The organism is Acidovorax sp. 1608163, from assembly GCF_003669015.1.
Taxonomy (GTDB): domain Bacteria; phylum Pseudomonadota; class Gammaproteobacteria; order Burkholderiales; family Burkholderiaceae_C; genus Acidovorax.
On the sequence record NZ_CP033069.1, the window covers coordinates 1,332,066 to 1,351,464 of the forward strand.

Sequence of the window (19,399 nt, forward strand, 5' to 3'; positions counted from 1 at the left end):
TGCGTGCAAGGCTTCGACAGGCTCAGCCCGAACGGGTGGGGACGAGAAGGCGTCTAAGGCAGGTCGCCAATCAGGGCTAATTGCCTCGGATAGACCGTTCGCCCTGAGCTTGTCGAAGGGCTGTTGGCAAAAGGCGCCCTGGCTTCGACAGGCTCAGCCCGAACGGCTTGGGGGTAAGCGGTCTGGGGCAGGTTGCTAATCAGGCGTTTGGTGTGAAATAGATTGCGGCGCGCGGGGCAGCCGCTCGCGTCGCGCTCTGCCCCCTTTGCACCCTTTGCTCCGTCAGGGGGCAATCCCGCGCAACTGCGCATCCGCCAAGCCCACCAGCAGGGCCTTGCCATCGGGCTCTACGCGAAACTCTCCAAACTTCGCGGCTTCCCACCGGGTCGCATCGCCCTCACGGAAGTACCAGGCATCGGTCACCAGCGTCCACTGCCCGTCGCGTGGGGTCAGTGCAAAGCGCATCTCCCCGGCCTGCAGCGGTGCTTCGGCCAAGTCGATGCGCAGCCACTGCACCACGCCGCGCTCGTCCAGCGTGCCCACGGCGTGGGGGCGCTGGCCCCAGGCCAGTTCCTCGTAAGTGAGGCGCTCTGCAGGCAGCTGGAAGTTCAGCCGCATGTAGTCGCCCTGCATCAGCGAGCGTGGGTCTACCGGGGCCAGGGGCACAAACACCTTGCGGCCCTGGGCAATGGTGTGCTCCTTTTGCGCAATGCCCACATTGGCCACCAGCAGCGTGCAGGCCAGGCCCAGCACCAGGGCCCAGGTGGCGATGCGCGGTGTAGCCCCGATAGCCCCGATAGCACCAGCAGCCAGGGCTGCGGGCGCGGTGCTGTGGGCGGGCTGGGCGGTGGCGGTGTGTTGCGCTGCGTGCAGTGCCGTCCAGGCCAGCAGCCCCAGCACGGCGCCGCAGCCCGCCAGCACCATGGCCTTGGTGGCCAGGGGCCAGGCCAGTTGGTAGTAAAAGCTGCCCACCATCCACGCCGCAGCCAGCGCGGCCACAGCGGCCTGGCGCCAGCGCTGCGTGGTGCCGGTGATGGCCAGCGCCAGCAGGGCGGCCCCCAGCGTGGGCATGAAAAAGCCCAGCACGGCCAGCACCAGCAGCAGCACAGCCGCCTGGGGCTGGCGCAGCGCAGGCCAGGCCCGCTGCGCCACCCAGCCTGCCGCCAGCACCAGCGCCACAGAACCCACCTGGTTCACGGACACCAGCGACGAGGCTCCCGACCCCGTGGTGTGGTTGGCAGGCTCCCACAGCCCACCGCTGCCGCCCAGCACGCCCGCCAGCATGAACGTCATGCCCGACAGTTGGGCCAGCCCGCACAGCACCGCCACCACCCAGCCACAGGCCAGGGGCTCCAGCGCCACGGCCAGCCGGTTGTGCTGGCCCAGGGCTTGGTGTTGCAGGGCCAGCAGGCCCACCCAGGTGAGCAGCGCCACATGCAGGGCCCCCCACAAAATAGTGACGTCGATGCTGCGGTGCAGGTGGTGCCAACTGCCCCCCACCGTCCAGGCCCACAGGCCTGCGGCCGCGCCCCCCAGCAGGGTGCGCAGCCAGTGTTGGGGCACGGCTGCGGCCACGGCCAGCGTGATCAACAGCAGCGTGGCCGCGGCCAGCAAGTGAGGCCCATCGCGTACCAGGGCAAAGCCCAGCAGCCACCCGCCGGTGAACAGCGCAGGGATGGCGATCTGCTCCAGGAACAGGGCAAGCCCCTTTGCGCGCAGCAGCGCCACGGCACCCGCCAGGGCCAGCGTGCCCACCACGTAGGTGCCCGCGCCGTCCAGCAGCCAGCGGCCGGCAAACAGCGCAAAAATCGCCAGCACGGGCAGGGCTGCCAGCCATGCGCCCAGCAGGGTCAGCAGCACCACGGGCCAGGGGCGGCCGGGGTCTGCGGGGGGCTGAGCGTTGGCGGGCAACAGGCCGAGGGCTCGGGCGCTGTGCAGCATTTTTTCTAGCGGCGATCCAGGCAAATCGTTGTTTGCCTGGGTGTTGTCCGTATGAGGCATCGCGGTCTGGCTCATGCGTTGTCCTTGGTGGCGTCTGCGTGGGCATCGGCACTGTTGTGGGCTGGCTGGGGTTGCGGGTCCAGGGCCTGGGCATTGCGCGCCATGCGCATCACCAGCTGCACGCTGCCTGCCAGCAAACCTGCGGCCATCAGGCCCACCATCAGCAGCCCGCCTATCAAATCGCCGCGCGAGCCCTCCAGAAGCAAGCGGGCCAGCCCGGTGACCAGCAGCACGTTCAGCCCCAGCGTGGAGGCACTGAGCAAGAACAGGTCAAAACACCGGCGCTGCCCTGTGACGGCCGCAGTGCCCGCCAGCAGCAACAAGCCCAGCGCGTAGTGCGGCGCCACCGGCGAGTGGAACAGTGCGGGCAGGGCCGTGGTGGTCACCAGCGTGATGGCCAGCGCGCCCGCGGTGCGCAAGGACCACAGCCCGGCGCCCGTCACGCGCTGCAAGGCGGGCAGGGGCAGCATGGCGGCCGTGACGCCCAGCGCCGCCGACAGCGCCAGCAGGTGCACGCCCAGGTCCTGGGGCAGCACGCGCCAGCGGTGGCCCGTGTGGGCCTGCGCCCACAGCGCAATGCCGGTGGTGGCCACCAGCACCCATGGGGCCCACAGCGCATCGCTGCGCCCGGCTACGGCCAGGGGCAGCGTCAACACGGCCCACCAGGTAAACAGCTGCCAGGGGTCGGCCCCGGTTTGGTAGGTTTGCCCGAAGTAGGCAAACAGAGCGCCCGTGCCCAGCAGCGCCAGAATGCCCAGCGGCACCCGTGCCGCAGCACGCCACAGCGCCCCGGCATACATCACGGCCACAAAGCCTTGCAGCAGGGCAAAGCGGGCGGGGCGGCCCAGCGTGTCCCAGTTCGATGCGATCCACATCACGATGCCCAGGCCGCCGAGGGCGGCCGCCAGCACGGCCACGGTGCGCCACAGGTGGCGCTGCAGCTGGGGTGGGGGCTCGTGCCAGGGGGCCAGGGATTCGAGCTGGAGCGCGGTGGGGCGGTCCAGCGCGTGGTGCTGGACGAGGGCCAGCCAAGCGGTGCGCAGATTCATGTTTTCTCCCTCGAGGAACGGGGCCTGGAGTGCCTACCTGCGCTGGGTAGGCTGTGGCCCGCTGCATTCCTCGTGAGTGCGCACTTTACTGCGCCAGAAAATCGCGCAGCGCTGCCAGCGTCTCCTCAGGGGCTTCGGTCATCTGGTGGTGGCCGCTGGGCAGGTGGCGGATCTGCACCGCTTTGCCTGCGGCCTGGGCGGCCTTCACCAGGGTCTGCGCCGCTTTGGGTGGGGTCATCTGGTCTTGCTCGCCCAGCGCAAACAGCACCGGGCAGGTGACTTGCGCCATGGCCTGTTCGCCATGGGCGTAGGTGTTGCAGGCGTTGAAGCCCCGGTGGAACACATTGACGGTGGGATTGCTGCGCAGCACCTTGCGCCCCAGCGCCATGCCAGCGCCAAACACCCAGAACCCGGCGCCCGAGGGCGATGCCAGCGAGCAGCGCGAGAACACGTTGACCATGTGCAGGGCTTTTTCGGGCTCGCTCAGGGCCGATTCGAGTAACGCGGGCGAGACCTTCATGGGGTAGGCCGTGCCCACCAGGGCCAGGTGCGTGGCGCGTTCGCCCAGCTGGGCTGCGGCCTGCAGCGCAATGAGCGAACCCCAGCTGTGGCCCACCAGCGCAGCGCGGGCAATGCCCAGGGCATCGAGCAGCGCCACGATGAAGTCGGCCGCCTGCTCTACCGTAGCGGGGGCATCGCCCGCGCTTTTGCAGTGGCCTGGCAGGTCCACGGCCAGCACGTTGTAGCCGTGGTGCGCCAGGTAGCGGCTTTGCAGGGCCCACACGCTGTGGTCGTTGAGCACGCCGTGGACCATGACCACGGTGGGCTTGGCAGCATCGAAGGGCTTGCCGCCGGTGTAGCAGAAGGTGCGGTGTCCGTTGACGGTGGTGTACATGGCTCAGACCCCTGCCTTCTCTGCCGCTTTGAGTGCGCGCTTGAGGTCGTCGATGAGGTCGTCCGCATCTTCCAGACCAATGGACAGGCGGATGGTGCCCTGCGTGATGCCCGCCTGCACCAGCGCCTCATCGCTCATGCGGAAGTGCGTGGTGCTGGCGGGGTGAATGACCAGGCTGCGGCAGTCGCCCACATTGGCCAGGTGGCTGAAGACCTTGAGGGTTTCGATGAACTTCTTGCCTTGCTCGCGGTTGCCCTTGAGGTCAAAGCTGAACACCGAGCCCGCGCCGCGCGGCAGCAGCTTTTGCGCGAGCTGGTGGCTGGGGTGCGATGCGAGCATGGGGTGGCCCACGCGCGAGACGAAGGGCTGGCTGGCCAGGAATTCGACCACGCGCGCCGTGTTGCGCATGTGGCGCTCCATGCGCAGGGGCAGGGTCTCAATGCCCTGCAGGATGAGCCAGGCCGTGTGCGGGCTCATGCAGGCGCCAAAGTCGCGCAAGCCCTCGCGCCGCGCACGCAGCAAAAAGGCGCCCACCGAGCTTTCTTCGGTGAACACCATGTTGTGAAAGCCCGCGTAGGGGGCCGTGAGTTCGGCAAAGCGGCCTGCCGCGCGCGCGCCATCCCAGTCAAAGCTGCCGCCGTCCACCACAATGCCGCCCACCACGGTGCCGTGGCCCGAGAGGAACTTGGTGGCCGAGTGGTAGACCAGATCGGCCCCATGCTCCAGCGGCTTCATCAGCCAGGGCGAGGTGAGGGTCGAATCGACCAGCAGCGGCACCCCGGCCTCGTGCGCCATCGCGCTGATGGTGGGGATGTCCAGCACATCCAGGCCAGGGTTGCCCACGGTTTCGCCAAAGAACAGTTTGGTGTTGGGGCGCACGGCGGCGCGCCAGCCGTCGATGTCACCGGGCTTTACAAACGTGGTTTCAATGCCGAAGCGGCTCAGCGTGTAGTGCAGCAGGTTTTGGCTGCCGCCGTACAGCGCCGTGCTGGCCACAATGTGGCTGCCCGCGCCCATCAGCGTGGCAATGGCCAGGTGCAGCGCGGCCTGGCCGCTGGCCACGGCAATGGCGCCCACGCCGCCTTCCAGAGCGGCCACACGCTGTTCCAGCACCGCGTTGGTGGGGTTGCTGATGCGGCTGTACACATGGCCGGGCCGCTCCAGGTTGAACAGCGAGGCAGCGTGTTCGCTGGACTCGAACACGAACGAGGTGGTCAGGTGGATGGGCACTGCACGCGCGCCGGTGGCGGGGTCGGGCACGGCGCCTGCGTGCAAGGCGAGCGTGTCAAAGCCGGGGTCTGAATATCCGGGCATAGGTGTCTGTCTCCGATGTTGTCGATATGGGCGCAAATTGTGGGCTATATTTACCCGGAATCAGCCTTAAGACGCAGCCTACAGCGCTGCGCGCATCCCCTCGGAGACCCTGCCCCATGAAAGTCAGCGACATCCTGCGCGTCAAAGGAAACACCCTCTACACCGTGACACCGGACGAGCCCTTGGCCGACGCCGCTCAGGTGATGGCCGAGAAAGACATTGGCTCGCTGGTGGTGATGGAGCTGGGTGACCTGGTGGGCATGCTCACCTTCCGCGAGGTGATCCAGGCCGTGGTGCGCAATGGGGGCTCGGTGGGCACGCTGCGGGTGCGATCGGCCATGGACGATGCGCCGCTGACCTGCACGCTGGAAACCGAGATGGACGAGGTGCGCCGCATGATGCTGGACCGCCATGCCCGCTACATGCCCGTGATGGACAAGCGCATGCTCATGGGGGTCATCAGCTTCTACGATGTGGCCAAGGCCGTGGTGGACAGCCAGAACTTTGAAAACCAGATGCTCAAGGCCTACATCCGCGACTGGCCCGCTGAGGACGACACCAAGGCCTGACAAGTCACGGTGTTTTTAGGGCGCCAATGTGGTGCCTGCCCAGGTGGGGCAGGTCATCACTGGCAACCACAGTCCCTGTCCGGCAGCACTAGGCGCAGCAGGCCGTACTAGCCCCTGGCATCCACGACGCCAGCATCTCTGCTGGCATGGGGCGGCCCAGCAAATAGCCCTGCATTACCTCGCAGCCGTGGTCCTTGAGCCAGCGGCATTGGTGCTGCGTTTCCACCCCTTCGGCAACCACCGTCATGTGCAGGCTTTTGGCGATGCTGAGCACCGAAATGGTCAGCGCCCGTGCGGTTTCGCTGTGTTCTAGGTCTTGCACAAACGATTTGTCCAGCTTGAGCTCTGCAATGGGCAGGCGGTGCAGATAGCTCAGGCTGGAATACCCGGTGCCAAAGTCATCCAGCGATAGCTTGAAGCCCTGCTGGCTGAGCTGCTCGATGTTCTCTTGGGTGACGGCGCGGCCATCCATCACCACACTCTCGGTAATCTCCAGCAGCAGGTCTTGGGCACAGAGCCCGTGCTGGAGCAGGGTTGCGCTGATGCTTTGCGCAAAACCTTTTTGGTGGAAGCTGCGGCCCGACAGGTTCAGTGCGACATGTGGCACGACCAGGCCCGCAGCGCGCCAGGCCGTGAGCTGCGTACAGGCCTCGTCCACCAGCCATCGCGTCAGAGGGTGGATCAGACCCGTTTCTTCGGCCAGCGGGATGAACTGGGCTGGCGAGATGGCGCCCCATTCGGGGTGGCTCCAGCGGGCCAGGGCTTCCACTCCGTGCAGGGTGAGCACTGGGTCCGCTGTGGTCTGCGGCTGGTAGTGCAGCGTGAGCTGGCGCTGCTCCAGTGCCTGGCGCAAGGCCCTTTCCATGGCCGCGCGCTCTTGGGCGCGGCGGTTCATCTCCAGGCTGAAGAGCTGCAGGCTGTGCAGATGATCGCTTTTGGCCTGGTACATGGCCTGGTCCGCGTGCAGCAGCAGGGTGTCGATGTCGGTGCCGTCGTCTGGGTAGATGGCAATGCCGATGCTGGCGCTGGGCAGGTTGACCTGGCCCTGGATGTCCACCGGGTGGGCGATTCTGGACAGCACGCGCTGGGCCGTTTGCACCGCCTGCTGGCTGCTGCAATTGGACAGCAGCAGCACGAATTCATCACCCGAGAGGCGACCAATGCCGTCTTGCGCACGCACGCATTCGCCCAGGCGCTGTGCCACTTCGCGCAGCAGTGCGTCGCCCGCTGCGTGGCCCTGGGTGTCATTCACCTGCTTGAACCGGTCCAGGTCCACAAAGAGCACAGCGCCGCTTTGGTGGTCTCGCTCCATCTGGGACAGGGCCCGCTCGGCATTGCTGCGGAACATGGCGCGGTTGGGCAGACCGGTGAGTGCGTCAAAAAACGCCAGTTGGTGGATGCGCTGGCGTGCGGCATCGCGCTCGATGGCCAGGGCGCACAGGTGCAGGCACACCTGCACCAGGCTTTGGTGCAGTGCGTTGGGTTCGCGGGGCTCTTTGAAGTAGAAGGCAAAGGTGCCCACCACCAGGCCCTGGTGGTCGCGGATGGGGCTGGACCAGCAGGCCTTGAGCCCGGTGGGCTGGAAGAGAGCTCGGTAGTCGTCCCAGCGTGGGTCGGTGGCAATGTCGGTGGTCACCACGGGCAGCCCCCAGTAGGCGGCGGTGCCGCACGAGCCCGCCTTGGGGCCAATGCGCAAGCCGTCCAGCGCTGCACAAATATCTGGCGGCAAGCCGGGGGCTGCCAGCGGGTGGATCAGGCCGTTGGCATCCACCGCCAGGATGGAGGCAGTAACTTCGGGGGCAATGCCTTCGACCTCTTTGCACACCTTGGCCATCAGCGCGGGCAGGCTGGTTTCGCTGACCATGCTCTCCAGCACGCGCTTTTGCAGCACTTCGTGCATCTTGGTGAGGGTGATGTCGGTCAGCACGGTGATGGACCCACCGGGTCCGCCCACAGCTTCGTCGGCCGCATTGACCACCATCGACACCCAGCGGGGCTGGCCGTCGCGGCTGTAAATGAGGGCATCGCCGTGGTAGTGCCCGTGCAGGCGCAGCCCGTTGCGAATGGCGTCGGTCAGCCCTTGCTGTGTGTGCGGCCCTTGCAGCAGGTTGCTGAGGTATTTGCCGCGAATGTCGTCCATGCTGAAGCCAAACAGGCGCGTGAAGCCGTGGTTGACGTACACGACCTGGCGGTCGCTGTTGGTCATGGCGATGGCGTTGTCGCTGCAGTCCAGGGCGTTGCGCAAAGGGCCATTGGCCAGTTCCGGCAATGGGGCCGGTGCTGGCTGCGTTGCAGCGGTGGCTGGGTCTCCGGGGGGCAGTATGGAGGCTGGCATGCGCTTCTCAGGAGGAGTCGTACCCCATGCTAGCCCTTGGCGGGCGCTCTGCCAAGCGCTGGATACGCATGCGGGACAGGTTTGCTCTGGGATAATCCTTGAATGAGCGGCAATACCCTAGGCACCCTTTTCGCTGTCACCAATTTTGGTGAATCCCATGGTCCAGCCATTGGCTGCGTGATTGACGGCTGCCCCCCCGGCATGCCGTTGACCGAGGCCGACATCCAGATCGACCTGGACCGCCGCCGCCCTGGTACCAGCCGGCACGTGACCCAGCGCAACGAACCTGACGCGGTGGAAATCCTCTCGGGCGTGTACGAGGGCAAGACCACCGGCACCCCCATTGCCCTGCTGATTCGCAACACCGACCAGCGCAGCAAAGACTACGGCAACATCGCCCAGAGCTTTCGCCCTGGCCACGCCGATTATTCGTACTGGCACAAGTACGGCATTCGCGACCCTCGGGGCGGTGGTCGCTCGTCTGCACGCCTGACGGCCCCCACCGTGGCGGCGGGCGCCGTGGCCAAAAAGTGGCTACAGCAGCAATATGGCACGCAGTTCCGCGCCTGCATGACGCAGCTGGGCGAGCTGGAGATTCCCTTCGAGAGCTGGGACCACGTGCGCAGCAACCCGTTTTTTGCCCCGGTAGCCGATGTGGCCCAGTACGAAGACTACATGGATGCCCTGCGCAAAGCGGGTGATTCGTGTGGTGCGCGCATCCGGGTGCAGGCCACGGGTGTGCCAGTGGGCTTGGGCGAGCCCTTGTACGACAAGCTGGATGCCGACATTGCCTTTGTCATGATGGGGCTCAATGCCGTCAAGGGCGTGGAGATTGGTGCCGGTTTTGCCAGCGTGGCCCAGCGGGGCACCACGCATGGCGATTCGATGGCGCCTAACGGCTTTCTCTCGAACAACGCGGGCGGCGTGCTCGGCGGCATCAGCACCGGGCAAGACCTGGAAGTGAGCATTGCCATCAAACCCACCAGCTCCATCATCAGTCCGCGCGACTCCATTGACATCCACGGCAACCCCACCGAAGTCATCACCAAGGGCCGCCACGACCCGTGCGTGGGCATCCGTGCAGCCCCTATTGCAGAAGCGCTGCTGGCGCTGGTGGTGATGGACCATGCCCTGCGCCACCGCGCCCAGTGCGGCGATGTGGTGCACGACGTGGCACCGATCAAAGCCTCGTTCCTCTGAAGACCCGCACGGCCTGTGCGCAATTTGCAGCGTGATGGCATGGGCGTTGCTGCGCGGGCACGTTGTGCCTGCGCGGCCTGACAGGCATGAACAGGCTGCGCACGGCCTGGGCGAGCCGCCCCTTGCTGCCATTTGCTGCGCTGTCGGCCAGCTATTTTGCGCACATCGGGTTCTTTAACCCGTACCTTCCGCTGTGGCTCAAAAGCCTGGGCTTGCCATTGCTCACCATCAGCGTGCTGACGTCGGTGCAGTCCCTCACGCGGTTGTTTGCGCCCTATGGCTGGGGCATGCTCAGCGACCACACGGGCGAGCGGGTGCGCTGGCTGCGCTTGTGTGCCACGGTGGCCTTGGTGGTGTCGCTGGGCTTGTGGTGGGAGGCTGGTGTGTTCTGGCTGGCTGCTGTGCTGCTGCTCATGTTCACCCACACCAGCGCCATGATGCCCATGAGCGAGGCCGCCATGGCGCACCTTGTCAGCCAGGGTGGCAGCTTTGATGCGCGGCGCTATGGCCGGGTGCGGCTGTGGGGCTCGCTGGGCTTTTTGGTCACGGTGTTTGCGGCTGGGGCCTGGTTTGAGCGCCATGGCATGGCGCATTTCCCGGGCTGGACGCTGGGTACCTTGCTGGCCGTGGTGGTCAGCACCTGGCTGTTGCCGGGGCTCAAGGAAGACGCTGCCGAGGCCGCTACGCCCGGCACCCTGAACCCGCCTGTGTGGCCGGTGCTGTGCCAGCCCGTGGTGCGGTGGTTTTTTGCGTCCGCGTTTTTCCATGTGCTGGCGCACATGGCGGTGTATGTGTTTTTTTCGCTGTACCTGGACGCGCTGGGTTACGCCAAATCCACCATTGGCATTTTGTGGGCGGTGTCGGTGGTGGTCGAGATCGTTTGGTTCTTTACCCAAAGCCGGTGGCTGCCGCGTTGGCCCTTGACGGGCTGGCTGCTGGTGTGCGCTGCCGCCATGGCTTTGCGCATGGGCATGACGGCGGCAGGCGGCGAGTGGTGGGCGGTGTTGTGCGCTGCGCAGGTGCTGCACGCCCTGACGTTTGCCGCGCACCACACGGCGTGCATTGCGTTGCTGTCGCAGTTCTTTCCAGGGCGTTTGCGTGGCCGGGGGCAGGCGCTGTACTCGGTGCTGGCCTATGGCCTGCCAGGGGTGCTGGGGGCCTTGGCCGGTGGTGCGGTGGGCGCGGCGCTGGGTCTGGCCTCGGTGTACTGGCTGGCCATGGGCAGCAGCCTGCTGGCCTGTGTGTGTGCGTGGAGGGTGGGGCGGCTGGCTGCCCGCCTTCCGCAGTGAATAGGGAGAGATGACATGAATCAGATTCAAACGGGCAAAGTGCGATGGGTGGGTGCTGCGGCCTGCGTGCTGGCTGCGGCCGCATTGGTGGGCTGTGCCCATGGCCCTGAAGCGGGCCCGGCGATGCAGCCCGGCGCGGTAGCCCCTGGCGCCGCCACGATGGACATCGGGCTGATCGCCTTCAATGACCTGCATGGCAACCTGGAGCCACCGCACATCGCGGTGCCCATCCGTGGTGCCGCTGGCGTCGAACGCGTGCCTGCCGGTGGAGCGGCCTACCTGGCCAGTGCCATCGCCCAGCTCAAGTCGCGCAACCCGCACCACGCCGTGATCACGGCTGGGGACATGGTGGGGGCCTCGCCCTTGGTCTCGGCCTTGTTTCTGGACGAGCCCACCATCGAAGCGGTGAACCACATGCAGATCGACTTTTCTGCCGTGGGCAACCATGAGTTTGACCGGGGCTGGCAGGAACTGCTGCGCCTGCAGCGGGGCGGCTGCGAGAAGTTCACGGTGCGCGAGCCGTGCCAGATCAGCAAGCCCTTTGAGGGGGCGCGTTTTGGCTTTCTGGCCGCCAACACCCTGCGTGAAGACGGGCAGCCGCTGCTGCCTGCCACGGGCATCAAGCGCTTTACCCAAGGCGGGGTGACCGTGACCGTGGGCTTTATTGGCATGACCCTCAAGGCCACGCCCACCATGGTCAGCCCCTCGGGGGTGAAGGGCCTGCGCTTTGAAGACGAGGCGAGCACCGCCAATGCGCTGATTCCCCAGTTGCGTGCCCAAGGCGCCGATGTGATTGTGGTGGCCATCCATGAAGGCGGCTATACCAACGCCAAGGTGCTGGAGCAGAGCTGCTCGGGCATCAATGGGGACATCGTGCCCATCCTGGAGCGGCTGGACCCTGCGGTGGATGTGGTGGTGTCGGGCCACACCCACCAGGCCTATGTGTGCGACTACGGCCGGGTGAATCCCGCACGGCCCTTTTTGCTGACCAGTGCGGGGCAATATGGCTCGTTGGTGACCGAGGTGGCTTTGCAGGTGGACCTGAGCACCCGCCGCGTGGTGCGCAAGGCGGCACACAACCACATCGTGCAAGGCGAGGCCTTTACCGGCAGCCAGGGGCTGGTGCCGCTGAACCCGGCCGTGCCAGCCTTCGCTGCAGACCCCTTCGTGCACCAACTGGTGGCCCGCTACCGCGCTGCGGCCGAGCCACTGGCCCAGCGGCCTGTGGGGCGGGCCAGCGCCCCGGTGCTGCGGGCGCGTGCCGCATCCCAGGAAAGCGCGCTGGGCAACCTGATTGCCGACGCGCAGCTGGCCGCTACCCAGGCGCCCGACAAGGGCGGTGCCCAGCTGTCGTTCATGAACCCCGGTGGCCTGCGTGCCGACCTGGTGCCTGATGTCCAGGGCCGCTTGAGCTATGGGCAGCTGTTCAGCGTGCAGCCCTTTGGCAACAACATCATGGTGCGCACCTACACCGGGGCTCAGATTCGCGCGGTGCTGGAGCAGCAGTTCAGCGGCGGCACCAGCCGGCCAGAGGCGCCTCGGGTGCTGTCGGTGTCTGAAGGCTTTGGCTACCGGTACGACCTTTCGCAACCTGCGGGGGCTCGCATCAGCCACATGACTTTGCACGGCAAGCCGCTGGAAGAGGGCGCCCAGGTGCGCGTGGCCATCAGCAGCTTTCTGGCCAGTGGGGGCGATGGGTTCACCGTATTTTCTGAGGGGCGTGACACCCTGGGGGGGATCAGGACCTGGATGCCCTGGAGGCCTATGTGCGGGCGCAGAACCCGGTGGTGCCACCTGCCACCAATCGCATCCAGCGGGTGGTGCGCTGATGGCTTGAGGGGCTTCGCCCTGCGCGGTGGCTACCAGGTCTACGGACCCGGCCCACTGCGGGGTGAGCCCGCCGCCTGGGATGGATGCCTGTGGGATCGTTGCCTCGCACTGCACATCAGGCGGCAAGCGCGCTGGGGCTTTTGCTGGAGTTTAAGTCAAAAAGGCCTCTAGCGATTGTGCTTAAAGCGCTGGCAGCTATAAATTTGGTAGCAATTGGGCGCTGGGCTACCGAAGAAGTGGAATGACTGCAGTGCAGTCTGCGGCAGTTTTGCCCTGGGTCGCCAATGCAAGGTGCAGTGACTTACTTGCGTACTTCGTCTACGAGTGCCCGGAACTCATCAATGTCTTCAAAGCTGCGGTACACGCTCGCAAAGCGGATGTAGGCGACCTTATCGAGCTTCTTGAGCTCGCGCATCACCAACTCGCCGATGCGGCCCGAGTTCACTTCGCGCTGGCCCAGGTTCAGCAGCTTTTCTTCAATGCGCTCAATGGCGCTGTCGATTTGCTCGGTGCTCACCGGGCGCTTGCGCAACGCCAGGTTGAAGGAGGCGAGCAGCTTGCCGCGCTCGTACTCGATGCGGCGGCCGTCTTTTTTGACGATGGCCGGGAAGTTCACTTCCGGCCGTTCGTAGGTGGTAAAGCGCTTATCGCACGCGCCGCACTGGCGGCGACGGCGAATGAACACCCCGTCTTCAGACACCCGTGTTTCAACGACTTGCGTTTCCAGGTGGCTGCAGAAGGGGCATTTCATGGTCGCTGATCGCTATCGGCTTGACGGCTTAGCGGTAGACAGGGAAGCGTGCGGTCAGGGCGTTGACCTTGGCGCGCACGGCGGCGATGTTGGCTTCATCGCGTGGGTTGTCCAGCACGTCGGCGATCAGGTTCGCCGTGATGCGGGCTTCTTCTTCCTTGAAGCCGCGTGTGGTCATAGCAGGGGTGCCAATGCGCACGCCGCTGGTCACCATCGGCTTTTCAGGGTCGTTGGGGATCGCGTTCTTGTTGATGGTCATGTGGGCGGCGCCCAGCACGGCCTCGGCTTCCTTGCCGGTGATGCCCTTGGCACGCAGGTCGACCAGCATCACGTGGCTTTGTGTGCCGCCCGACACAATGCGCAGGCCGCGTGCGGTCAGCGTCTCGGCCACGACCTTGGCGTTCTTGGCCACTTGTTCCTGGTAGGCCTTGAATTCGGGCTGCATTGCTTCCTTGAAGGCCACGGCCTTGGCTGCGATCACGTGCATCAGCGGGCCGCCTTGCAGGCCGGGGAAGATGGCGCTGTTGATGGCCTTTTCGTGCTCGGCCTTCATCAGGATGATGCCGCCACGGGGGCCGCGCAGGCTCTTGTGGGTGGTCGATGTCACCACATCAGCGTGGGGCACGGGGTTGGGGTACACGCCCGCAGCGATCAGGCCCGCGTAGTGGGCCATGTCCACCATGAAGATCGCGCCGATTTCCTTGGCGATCTTGGCGAAGCGGGCAAAGTCGATGTGCAGGCTGTAGGCGGATGCACCGGCCACGATGAGCTTGGGCTTGTGTTCGCGGGCCTTGGCTTCCATTGCGTCGTAGTCAATGGCTTCGTTCTTGTCCAGGCCGTAGCTGACCACGTTGAACCACTTGCCCGACATGTTCAGCGGCATGCCGTGTGTCAGGTGGCCGCCTTCGGCCAGGCTCATGCCCATGATGGTGTCGCCGGGCTTGAGGAAGGCCAGGAACACGGCTTCGTTGGCGGAGGCGCCGCAGTGGGGCTGCACGTTGGCGGCATCGGCGCCGAAGATCTTCTTGACGCGGTCAATGGCCAGTTGCTCGGCCACATCCACATGCTCGCAGCCACCGTAGTAGCGCTTGCCTGGGTAGCCTTCGGCGTACTTGTTGGTGAGCTGGGTGCCTTGCGCCCACATCACGGCAGGGGATGCGTAGTTCTCGCTGGCGATCAGCTCGATGTGGTGCTCTTGGCGGGCGTTTTCAGCCTGGATGGCGGCAAACAGCTCGGGATCGGTTTGTTCGACAAGAATATTGCGGTCGTACATGGTGTTGGCAGTCCTATGAACTTGTGTCCCTTGAAACAAGGGCTGCCCAGGCGAACGGCGGAACGCAAAGTCTTGGGACCTTGCGGCACGCTCCCCAGTGGTTCACAAGAAGCAGGTTCTTGCTGGTTTCCACGTCAGCGGCAACACCCGTGAGGGCCTTGCGCCTATCGCCAGTTGCGTACCCGCGTAGTGTAGCTGAGGTCTGGGGACTGCCACTTTGCCTGACTTTGCTGTGGGGCTGTGCGAAGCAATGTGCTCCCGCTGCGGGCCATGGCGGTGCCTTGGTGGCCCGCTGACCGGGTTGTCAGAGCCCGGTCGTGAGCAGCGCGACCTTGCTGTCGTTCCCTGCTGCGGAAGGCGTGTTGCGCGAGGTTGTGGGGGTTGCCTGGGCTGGTGTCGCTGGCGCCTGGGTTGACAGCATCGTCGGTGCGTTCAGTGGCACCGAGCGGCCGCTGGCCACTTGCTTCAGGCGGGCATGTTCGGCCATCACCTTGGCGGTGTAGCCGCCGTCGTCTGCCAAATTGGCTGCGCCCACGTAGTAGCGCAGCCCGCCTTCGATCGAGCCTGCACGTGCAATGCATTCCTGCAGCACTTTGACGCCAACCCGGAGGTTGGAGACGGGATCAAACGCGGCAAAGTGGCCGCCAAAATTCTGGTACTTCTCGGTGTGCACCGTGGTCATCACTTGCATGAGGCCCTGCGCACCCACCGCGCTTTGCGCGAAGGGGTTGAAGTTGGACTCAATCGCCATGATGGCAAGGATGAGCGTGGGGTCCAGCTTGGTACGCCCGCCGATTTCGTAGGCTTCCGCCACGAGCGCGCTCAGGGGCTCTGCTGCCACCTTGTATTTTTTGCTGAGCCAGAAGGCCACCGCAGCCTGCTCTTTGGGCAGGTCTTTGGGGTTGCTGGCCGTGGCGCGCTCGCTGGCCTCGGGCTCAACGGGCATGCCAATGGCTGCGACCTGCCGGGCCTGAAGCCAGCCCATGAGCTGCTCCTCGCCGGCTTGGCGCAGGTCGGGTCGGGCCGTCAAAGTGATGGCCACAAAGGCAACTGCCAAGCCGATGAGGGCAAAGCTGTTGTGGGTGATCTCAAGAAAACCGTTGGTCACATCGGCAACGAAGGTTCGTACGCCGGAGACTATTTTTCCTGACGCTGTCATAGCTCTTCCTTTCTGAGGCGGATTCCGCACGGGGCGCCTGCCGGTGTTGGCAGTGCGGTTGCGGGTGTCCGCTTGGATTGGTACGCCATCAAACTCTGTGTCGGTGCGATCGCAGGTTGCGACGCTGGCAGAGTTGACTTAGCCGGGTTCGGCAGCGGGTTGGGGTTTTTACCAGCCTTGGTTTTGAAGGCTGGCGGATTCTAGGAGGGTACTTAATTCATGGTCAATACTATCAAAAATTATTTTAAGACATAAAAATTATAAAAACACTGTGATTGCATCCATATTTTTGACGGAGGAAGTGCTTTGTGGCCTCGGTTTGTCGAGGGGAGGGTGTTGTTTGAAAGATTTTTTCAATCAATTGATGTGTGGTGATTGAAATTGCTGTTTGAAGCGGTTGGCGTAGTTTGTTAACGTGGAGGCGCCTGAAAGATCAGGCATCGCCGGACGAAGCCAAATCTCCCTCCAACCGCATTCAGTGCCTAGGTGCAGCAGACGAGGCTTTCATGGCACCCCATGGGGGCAATCCATTGCCCCCTCGCAGCGGGGACGTGAACCTCCGCGTTGCGAAGCGATGGCAAAGACCGTTGTGTCAGCCGTCAAGCCCGGTGAGCAAGCCACATGGCCGTGTTCATCGGGCTTTCTTGTTTGTGGGCTGGCGCTTGGTGTGGTTGACACCCCTTTGGTTTTTCCTCGGCTCCAGGGGCTGTCAATCGGTGCCTTTGCATATATATAGATAATGGGCGCTGTTGCCCTTGGGGTTGCCCTAGACCCTGGTCACTGGCCAGCAGGGTTGCTGTGCATGGGCAGGGGGTGTTTGTGCCATGTCATGTTGATCGGGATGATGCCCGGGCATCATCCCCACGCAGGTCGGTTGGCCTGTCTGTGACAATAGTTTCTTTTGCCATGGCCTGTCTGTAAGGCCGGTGCCATGGCTGGTCTGGTTAGGGGTGTTGGCCTCCAGGCCCCATTCGTTTTTGATTGATCCATGTTTCCTTTTTTTTCCCGCAGCAAAATGTCTGAAGCCCCTGAAGTGAATCCGGCCCCGGCCAAAACCCAAGAGTTGCACCCGCTGGACGCACTGACTGGTGGTGCTTTTTCAGCAGCGACCTCTGGTGAGCGCGCTTCGCGTATCCGCGATTGGCTCACCACGCAGCCGGCGCCTGAGCAACTGCAAGAGGTGTTCAAGGAGCTGAGTGGCCGGGACAAGGGCGCGGCCCGCGCGGTGCGCGAGCGTCTGGATGAGATTCGCCGGGCCAAGGGGCAAGAAGCGATCGCGGCCGAGTGGGCCGAGAAAGCCCAGGCACTGCTGGCGGCCTCCAAGCTCAATATCGCTGACGCTTTAGCCTGGCAGCGGGATGCCGCCAAGGCAGGTGCACCTCTGTCGCGTGAGCCCCTGTCTGTGCTCAAGGTGCAAATTGCCGACCGCGTCAAGGTGATTGAAGACCTGCAGCACCGTGTCCAGGTGCAGCGCGAAGCGGCCGTACTGCTCGCGCAGCGCATTGAAGTGCTATCGACAAAATCTTGGCGTGATGCGCAGGCCGCCTTGGAATTGCTGGGGGCGGATGTCGCCCGTTGGCAAGAGCAAGCCCTTGGTCTGGCAGGTGATGCCAGTTGGGCCAGTGTGGAAGCCCGTTTTCCCCCGCTGTTGGATGCTTCCAAGTCCCAGTTGCTGGTGGTGTGGGAGGCATTTCAGCCTGCGCTGGCCCAAGCGGTTGCGGCGGCCGAGGATGCCAATGCCCCACTGCCGCCTGTGCCTGTGTGGGCTGATGAGTTGCGTGTGGCGCGGGGCCTGCCCTCTGAGGCGGCTGCCGCAGCGGCCAAGGCGGCCCGTCCGGCCAAGCCCAAGGTGGCCCCCGAGGTGCGCGACAAGGCGGTGCAGGCCGTACGCGAAGCGCTGGTCGTGCTAGAAAAGGAAACTGCCGAAGGCCACGGCAAGGCCAGCGCGGGTGCGGCTGCCGCTTTGCGCGCCGTGCTGAAGGTCCATGGCAAGCACCTGGATGCCGCGTTGGAGCAGCAAGTGCATGCTGCCTTGGTGGCCGCTGGTGAGCTGGAAGGCTGGCAGCGTTGGAGTGCCGATCAGGTGCGTGAAGAGTTGGTGGCCAAGGCCGAAGCGCTGCTCAATCGCCCTGAAGGCCAGGCCTTGGGTGGGCGCAAGATGCAGGAAACCCTGCGCCAGCTGCGTGAGCAATGGAAGCAAGCCGACCAGGGTGGTGCACCCAACCACGGGTTGTGGAAGAAGTTTGACGAGGCCTGCAATGCAGCCCACAAAGTGGTGGAAGCATGGCTGGACAAGATCCGGGCGGAGGCTGCTGAGCACAAGGCCCAGCGCCTGGCTTTGATCGAAGAGGTCAAGGCCTGGGCCCAGGAGCATGCAGCCTCTGGCGATTGGAAGGGCATCCATCGTGCGCTGTACCAGTTTGGCGACCGTTGGCGCGAAAGCGGCCATATCGGTGAAAAGCTGTTTGCCGAGTTGCAGCCGTTGTGGAAGCAGGCCATTGCCGCCGCTGCCGCGCCGTTTGAGGCAGCCCAGAAGGAAAGTCTGGCCCGGCGCCATGCCATGATTGAAGAGGCTACGGCCTTGGGCGCAGCGCCCACGTTGCGCATTGATGCGGTCAAGGCGCTGCAGCAGCGCTGGCAAGGCGAGGCTCAGTCTGTGCCTCTGGATCGCAAGCACGAGCAAAAGCTGTGGGATGCTTTCCGTAAGCCGATTGATGAGGCGTTCAATCGCAAGTCTGCAGACCGTGAGCGTGCAGTGACTGAGTTGAGTGCGAGAGACCGTGTGGTGGTGGATGCCTCCAAGGCGCTGGAGGCTGCTAACGCCACGGGTGACGCACAGCAGATTCGCTCTGCCATGCAGGCCCTGGAGGCTGCTTTGCGTGGACAAGCGCAAGCTGCCCAAGCCGTGGAGACGGCGCAAAAAGATGAGTCAAATCAGGCGCCAGCGCCCGTTGAATCAGCGCAAGATGCTCCTAAAGAAGGAGCGGTTGAGACTTCTTCAGAAACTTCTGAGGACGTGGCGACCCCTGCGCCTGTTGCAGCGCCCAAGCCAGTGGCCCGTCCAGTGGTGGCTGTGCGTGGTGATGATCGACCCGGTATGAAAAAAGAAGCCCCGGCCGCCCCCGGTCGTGGAGCACGCCCAGGTGATCGCCGCGATGCGCGCCCTGGTGACCGCGATGCCAATCGTGGTCCTCGTACGGAGGGGCGTTTCGGTGATCGCAATGACCGTCCAGGCCGCTTTGGCGACCGTGCAGAGCGCGAAGACCGTGGCCCTCGTCTGGGGGATGCTGCTTTCCGAGCCCAGCGCGATGCCATGGAGCATGCCCAGCAAGCGCTGAAAAAGTTGGCGGCACAGGCCCATGGCGAAGCCCTGACCCAGTTGCTGTCGGCCTGGGAAAAGCGCGATGCGGCGCAGGTGCCCAGTGCTCAAGATCTGGGCGGGCGTGTCACGCCAGCCGTTCGCTCGGCCTGGACGCAGGCTTTGTCTGCAGCGCCCAAGGGTGATGCGGCCCAGGCGCTGTTGCGCTTGGAAATGGCCGCCGAAGTGCCCACTCCGGCAGAGTACATCGCCGCTCGCCGCATGCTGCAACTGCAATTGCTCACGCGCCGCAACGATCCGGCGCCAGACCAAACCTGGGGTGCTGATGCAGCCCAGGTGTTGGCCAGTGCCAGCGACGCCGCCGGTGCACGGCGTTTGCAAAATGTGCTGAAGGCATTGCTGCGCAAGTAACTCT

The 19,399-nt window shown here is 64.8% G+C and carries 12 protein-coding genes, 1 pseudogene and 1 riboswitch; of the genes and pseudogenes, 5 read left to right on the plus strand and 8 right to left on the minus strand.

From position 1 onward, the window contains the following. Positions 1-282: 282 nt before the first annotated feature. The 4 genes from EAG14_RS05975 to EAG14_RS05990 form a co-directional block, all read right to left on the minus strand. Positions 283-2,016 (minus strand): GDYXXLXY domain-containing protein, encoded by a 1,734-nt coding sequence (locus tag EAG14_RS05975; RefSeq protein ID WP_240456954.1) that lies wholly within the window; start codon positions 2,014-2,016, stop codon positions 283-285. Next, positions 2,013-3,050, minus strand: a complete 1,038-nt coding sequence (locus EAG14_RS05980; protein ID WP_121728353.1) for a DUF2157 domain-containing protein — start codon at positions 3,048-3,050, stop codon at positions 2,013-2,015. Before EAG14_RS05980 ends, EAG14_RS05975 begins: the two co-directional genes overlap by 4 nt. Positions 3,051-3,135: 85 nt before the next feature. Continuing rightward, positions 3,136-3,945: an alpha/beta fold hydrolase gene (locus EAG14_RS05985; RefSeq protein ID WP_121728354.1), complete on the minus strand. Its 810-nt coding sequence runs from the start codon at positions 3,943-3,945 to the stop codon at positions 3,136-3,138. A gap of 3 nt (positions 3,946-3,948) precedes the next feature. Beyond that, a complete protein-coding gene (locus tag EAG14_RS05990; RefSeq protein WP_121728355.1) occupies positions 3,949-5,259 on the minus strand; it encodes an O-acetylhomoserine aminocarboxypropyltransferase in 1,311 nt (436 codons plus the stop codon). 116 nt (positions 5,260-5,375) lie between these two features. Between EAG14_RS05990 and EAG14_RS05995 the strand changes: the two genes are divergently transcribed. Next, complete coding sequence (locus EAG14_RS05995) at positions 5,376-5,828, plus strand: CBS domain-containing protein (protein WP_099656219.1); 453 nt, start codon at positions 5,376-5,378, stop codon at positions 5,826-5,828. Between the two features lie 88 nt (positions 5,829-5,916). Here the strand turns inward: EAG14_RS05995 and EAG14_RS06000 are convergent, their stop codons facing one another. Then, entirely contained in the window at positions 5,917-8,163 is a 2,247-nt protein-coding gene (locus EAG14_RS06000) for an EAL domain-containing protein (RefSeq protein WP_121728356.1), read from the minus strand. 102 nt (positions 8,164-8,265) lie between these two features. Between EAG14_RS06000 and aroC the strand changes: the two genes are divergently transcribed. The 3 genes and pseudogenes from aroC (at position 8,266) to EAG14_RS06015 (ending at position 12,481) form a co-directional block, all read left to right on the plus strand. Further along, positions 8,266-9,363 carry a chorismate synthase gene (aroC, locus tag EAG14_RS06005; RefSeq protein WP_099656217.1) on the plus strand — a complete coding sequence of 366 codons (1,098 nt, stop codon included), beginning with the start codon at positions 8,266-8,268 and terminating at the stop codon, positions 9,361-9,363. Between the two features lie 86 nt (positions 9,364-9,449). After that, on the plus strand, positions 9,450-10,652 hold the full coding sequence (locus tag EAG14_RS06010; protein WP_099658733.1) for an MFS transporter: 1,203 nt from the start codon (positions 9,450-9,452) through the stop codon (positions 10,650-10,652). A 15-nt stretch (positions 10,653-10,667) separates the two neighbouring features. Beyond that, positions 10,668-12,481, plus strand: a pseudogene (locus EAG14_RS06015) (bifunctional UDP-sugar hydrolase/5'-nucleotidase). A gap of 302 nt (positions 12,482-12,783) precedes the next feature. Here EAG14_RS06015 and nrdR read toward each other — a convergent pair. The 3 genes from nrdR to EAG14_RS06030 all read right to left on the minus strand — a co-directional run bounded on the left by nrdR (position 12,784) and on the right by EAG14_RS06030 (position 15,665). Then, positions 12,784-13,233: a transcriptional regulator NrdR gene (gene nrdR / locus EAG14_RS06020; RefSeq protein WP_044402746.1), complete on the minus strand. Its 450-nt coding sequence runs from the start codon at positions 13,231-13,233 to the stop codon at positions 12,784-12,786. A 28-nt stretch (positions 13,234-13,261) separates the two neighbouring features. Continuing rightward, a complete protein-coding gene (glyA, locus tag EAG14_RS06025; protein WP_099656215.1) occupies positions 13,262-14,506 on the minus strand; it encodes a serine hydroxymethyltransferase in 1,245 nt (414 codons plus the stop codon). A 37-nt stretch (positions 14,507-14,543) separates the two neighbouring features. Next, positions 14,544-14,694: riboswitch (ZMP/ZTP riboswitch) on the minus strand. A gap of 116 nt (positions 14,695-14,810) precedes the next feature. Then, on the minus strand, positions 14,811-15,665 hold the full coding sequence (locus tag EAG14_RS06030) for a lytic transglycosylase domain-containing protein (RefSeq protein WP_121728357.1): 855 nt from the start codon (positions 15,663-15,665) through the stop codon (positions 14,811-14,813). Positions 15,666-16,653: 988 nt separating this feature from the next. On the opposite strand from EAG14_RS06030, the gene EAG14_RS06035 reads away from it, so the two are divergent. After that, a complete protein-coding gene (locus EAG14_RS06035; protein WP_121728358.1) occupies positions 16,654-19,395 on the plus strand; it encodes a DUF349 domain-containing protein in 2,742 nt (913 codons plus the stop codon). Positions 19,396-19,399 lie beyond the last annotated feature (4 nt).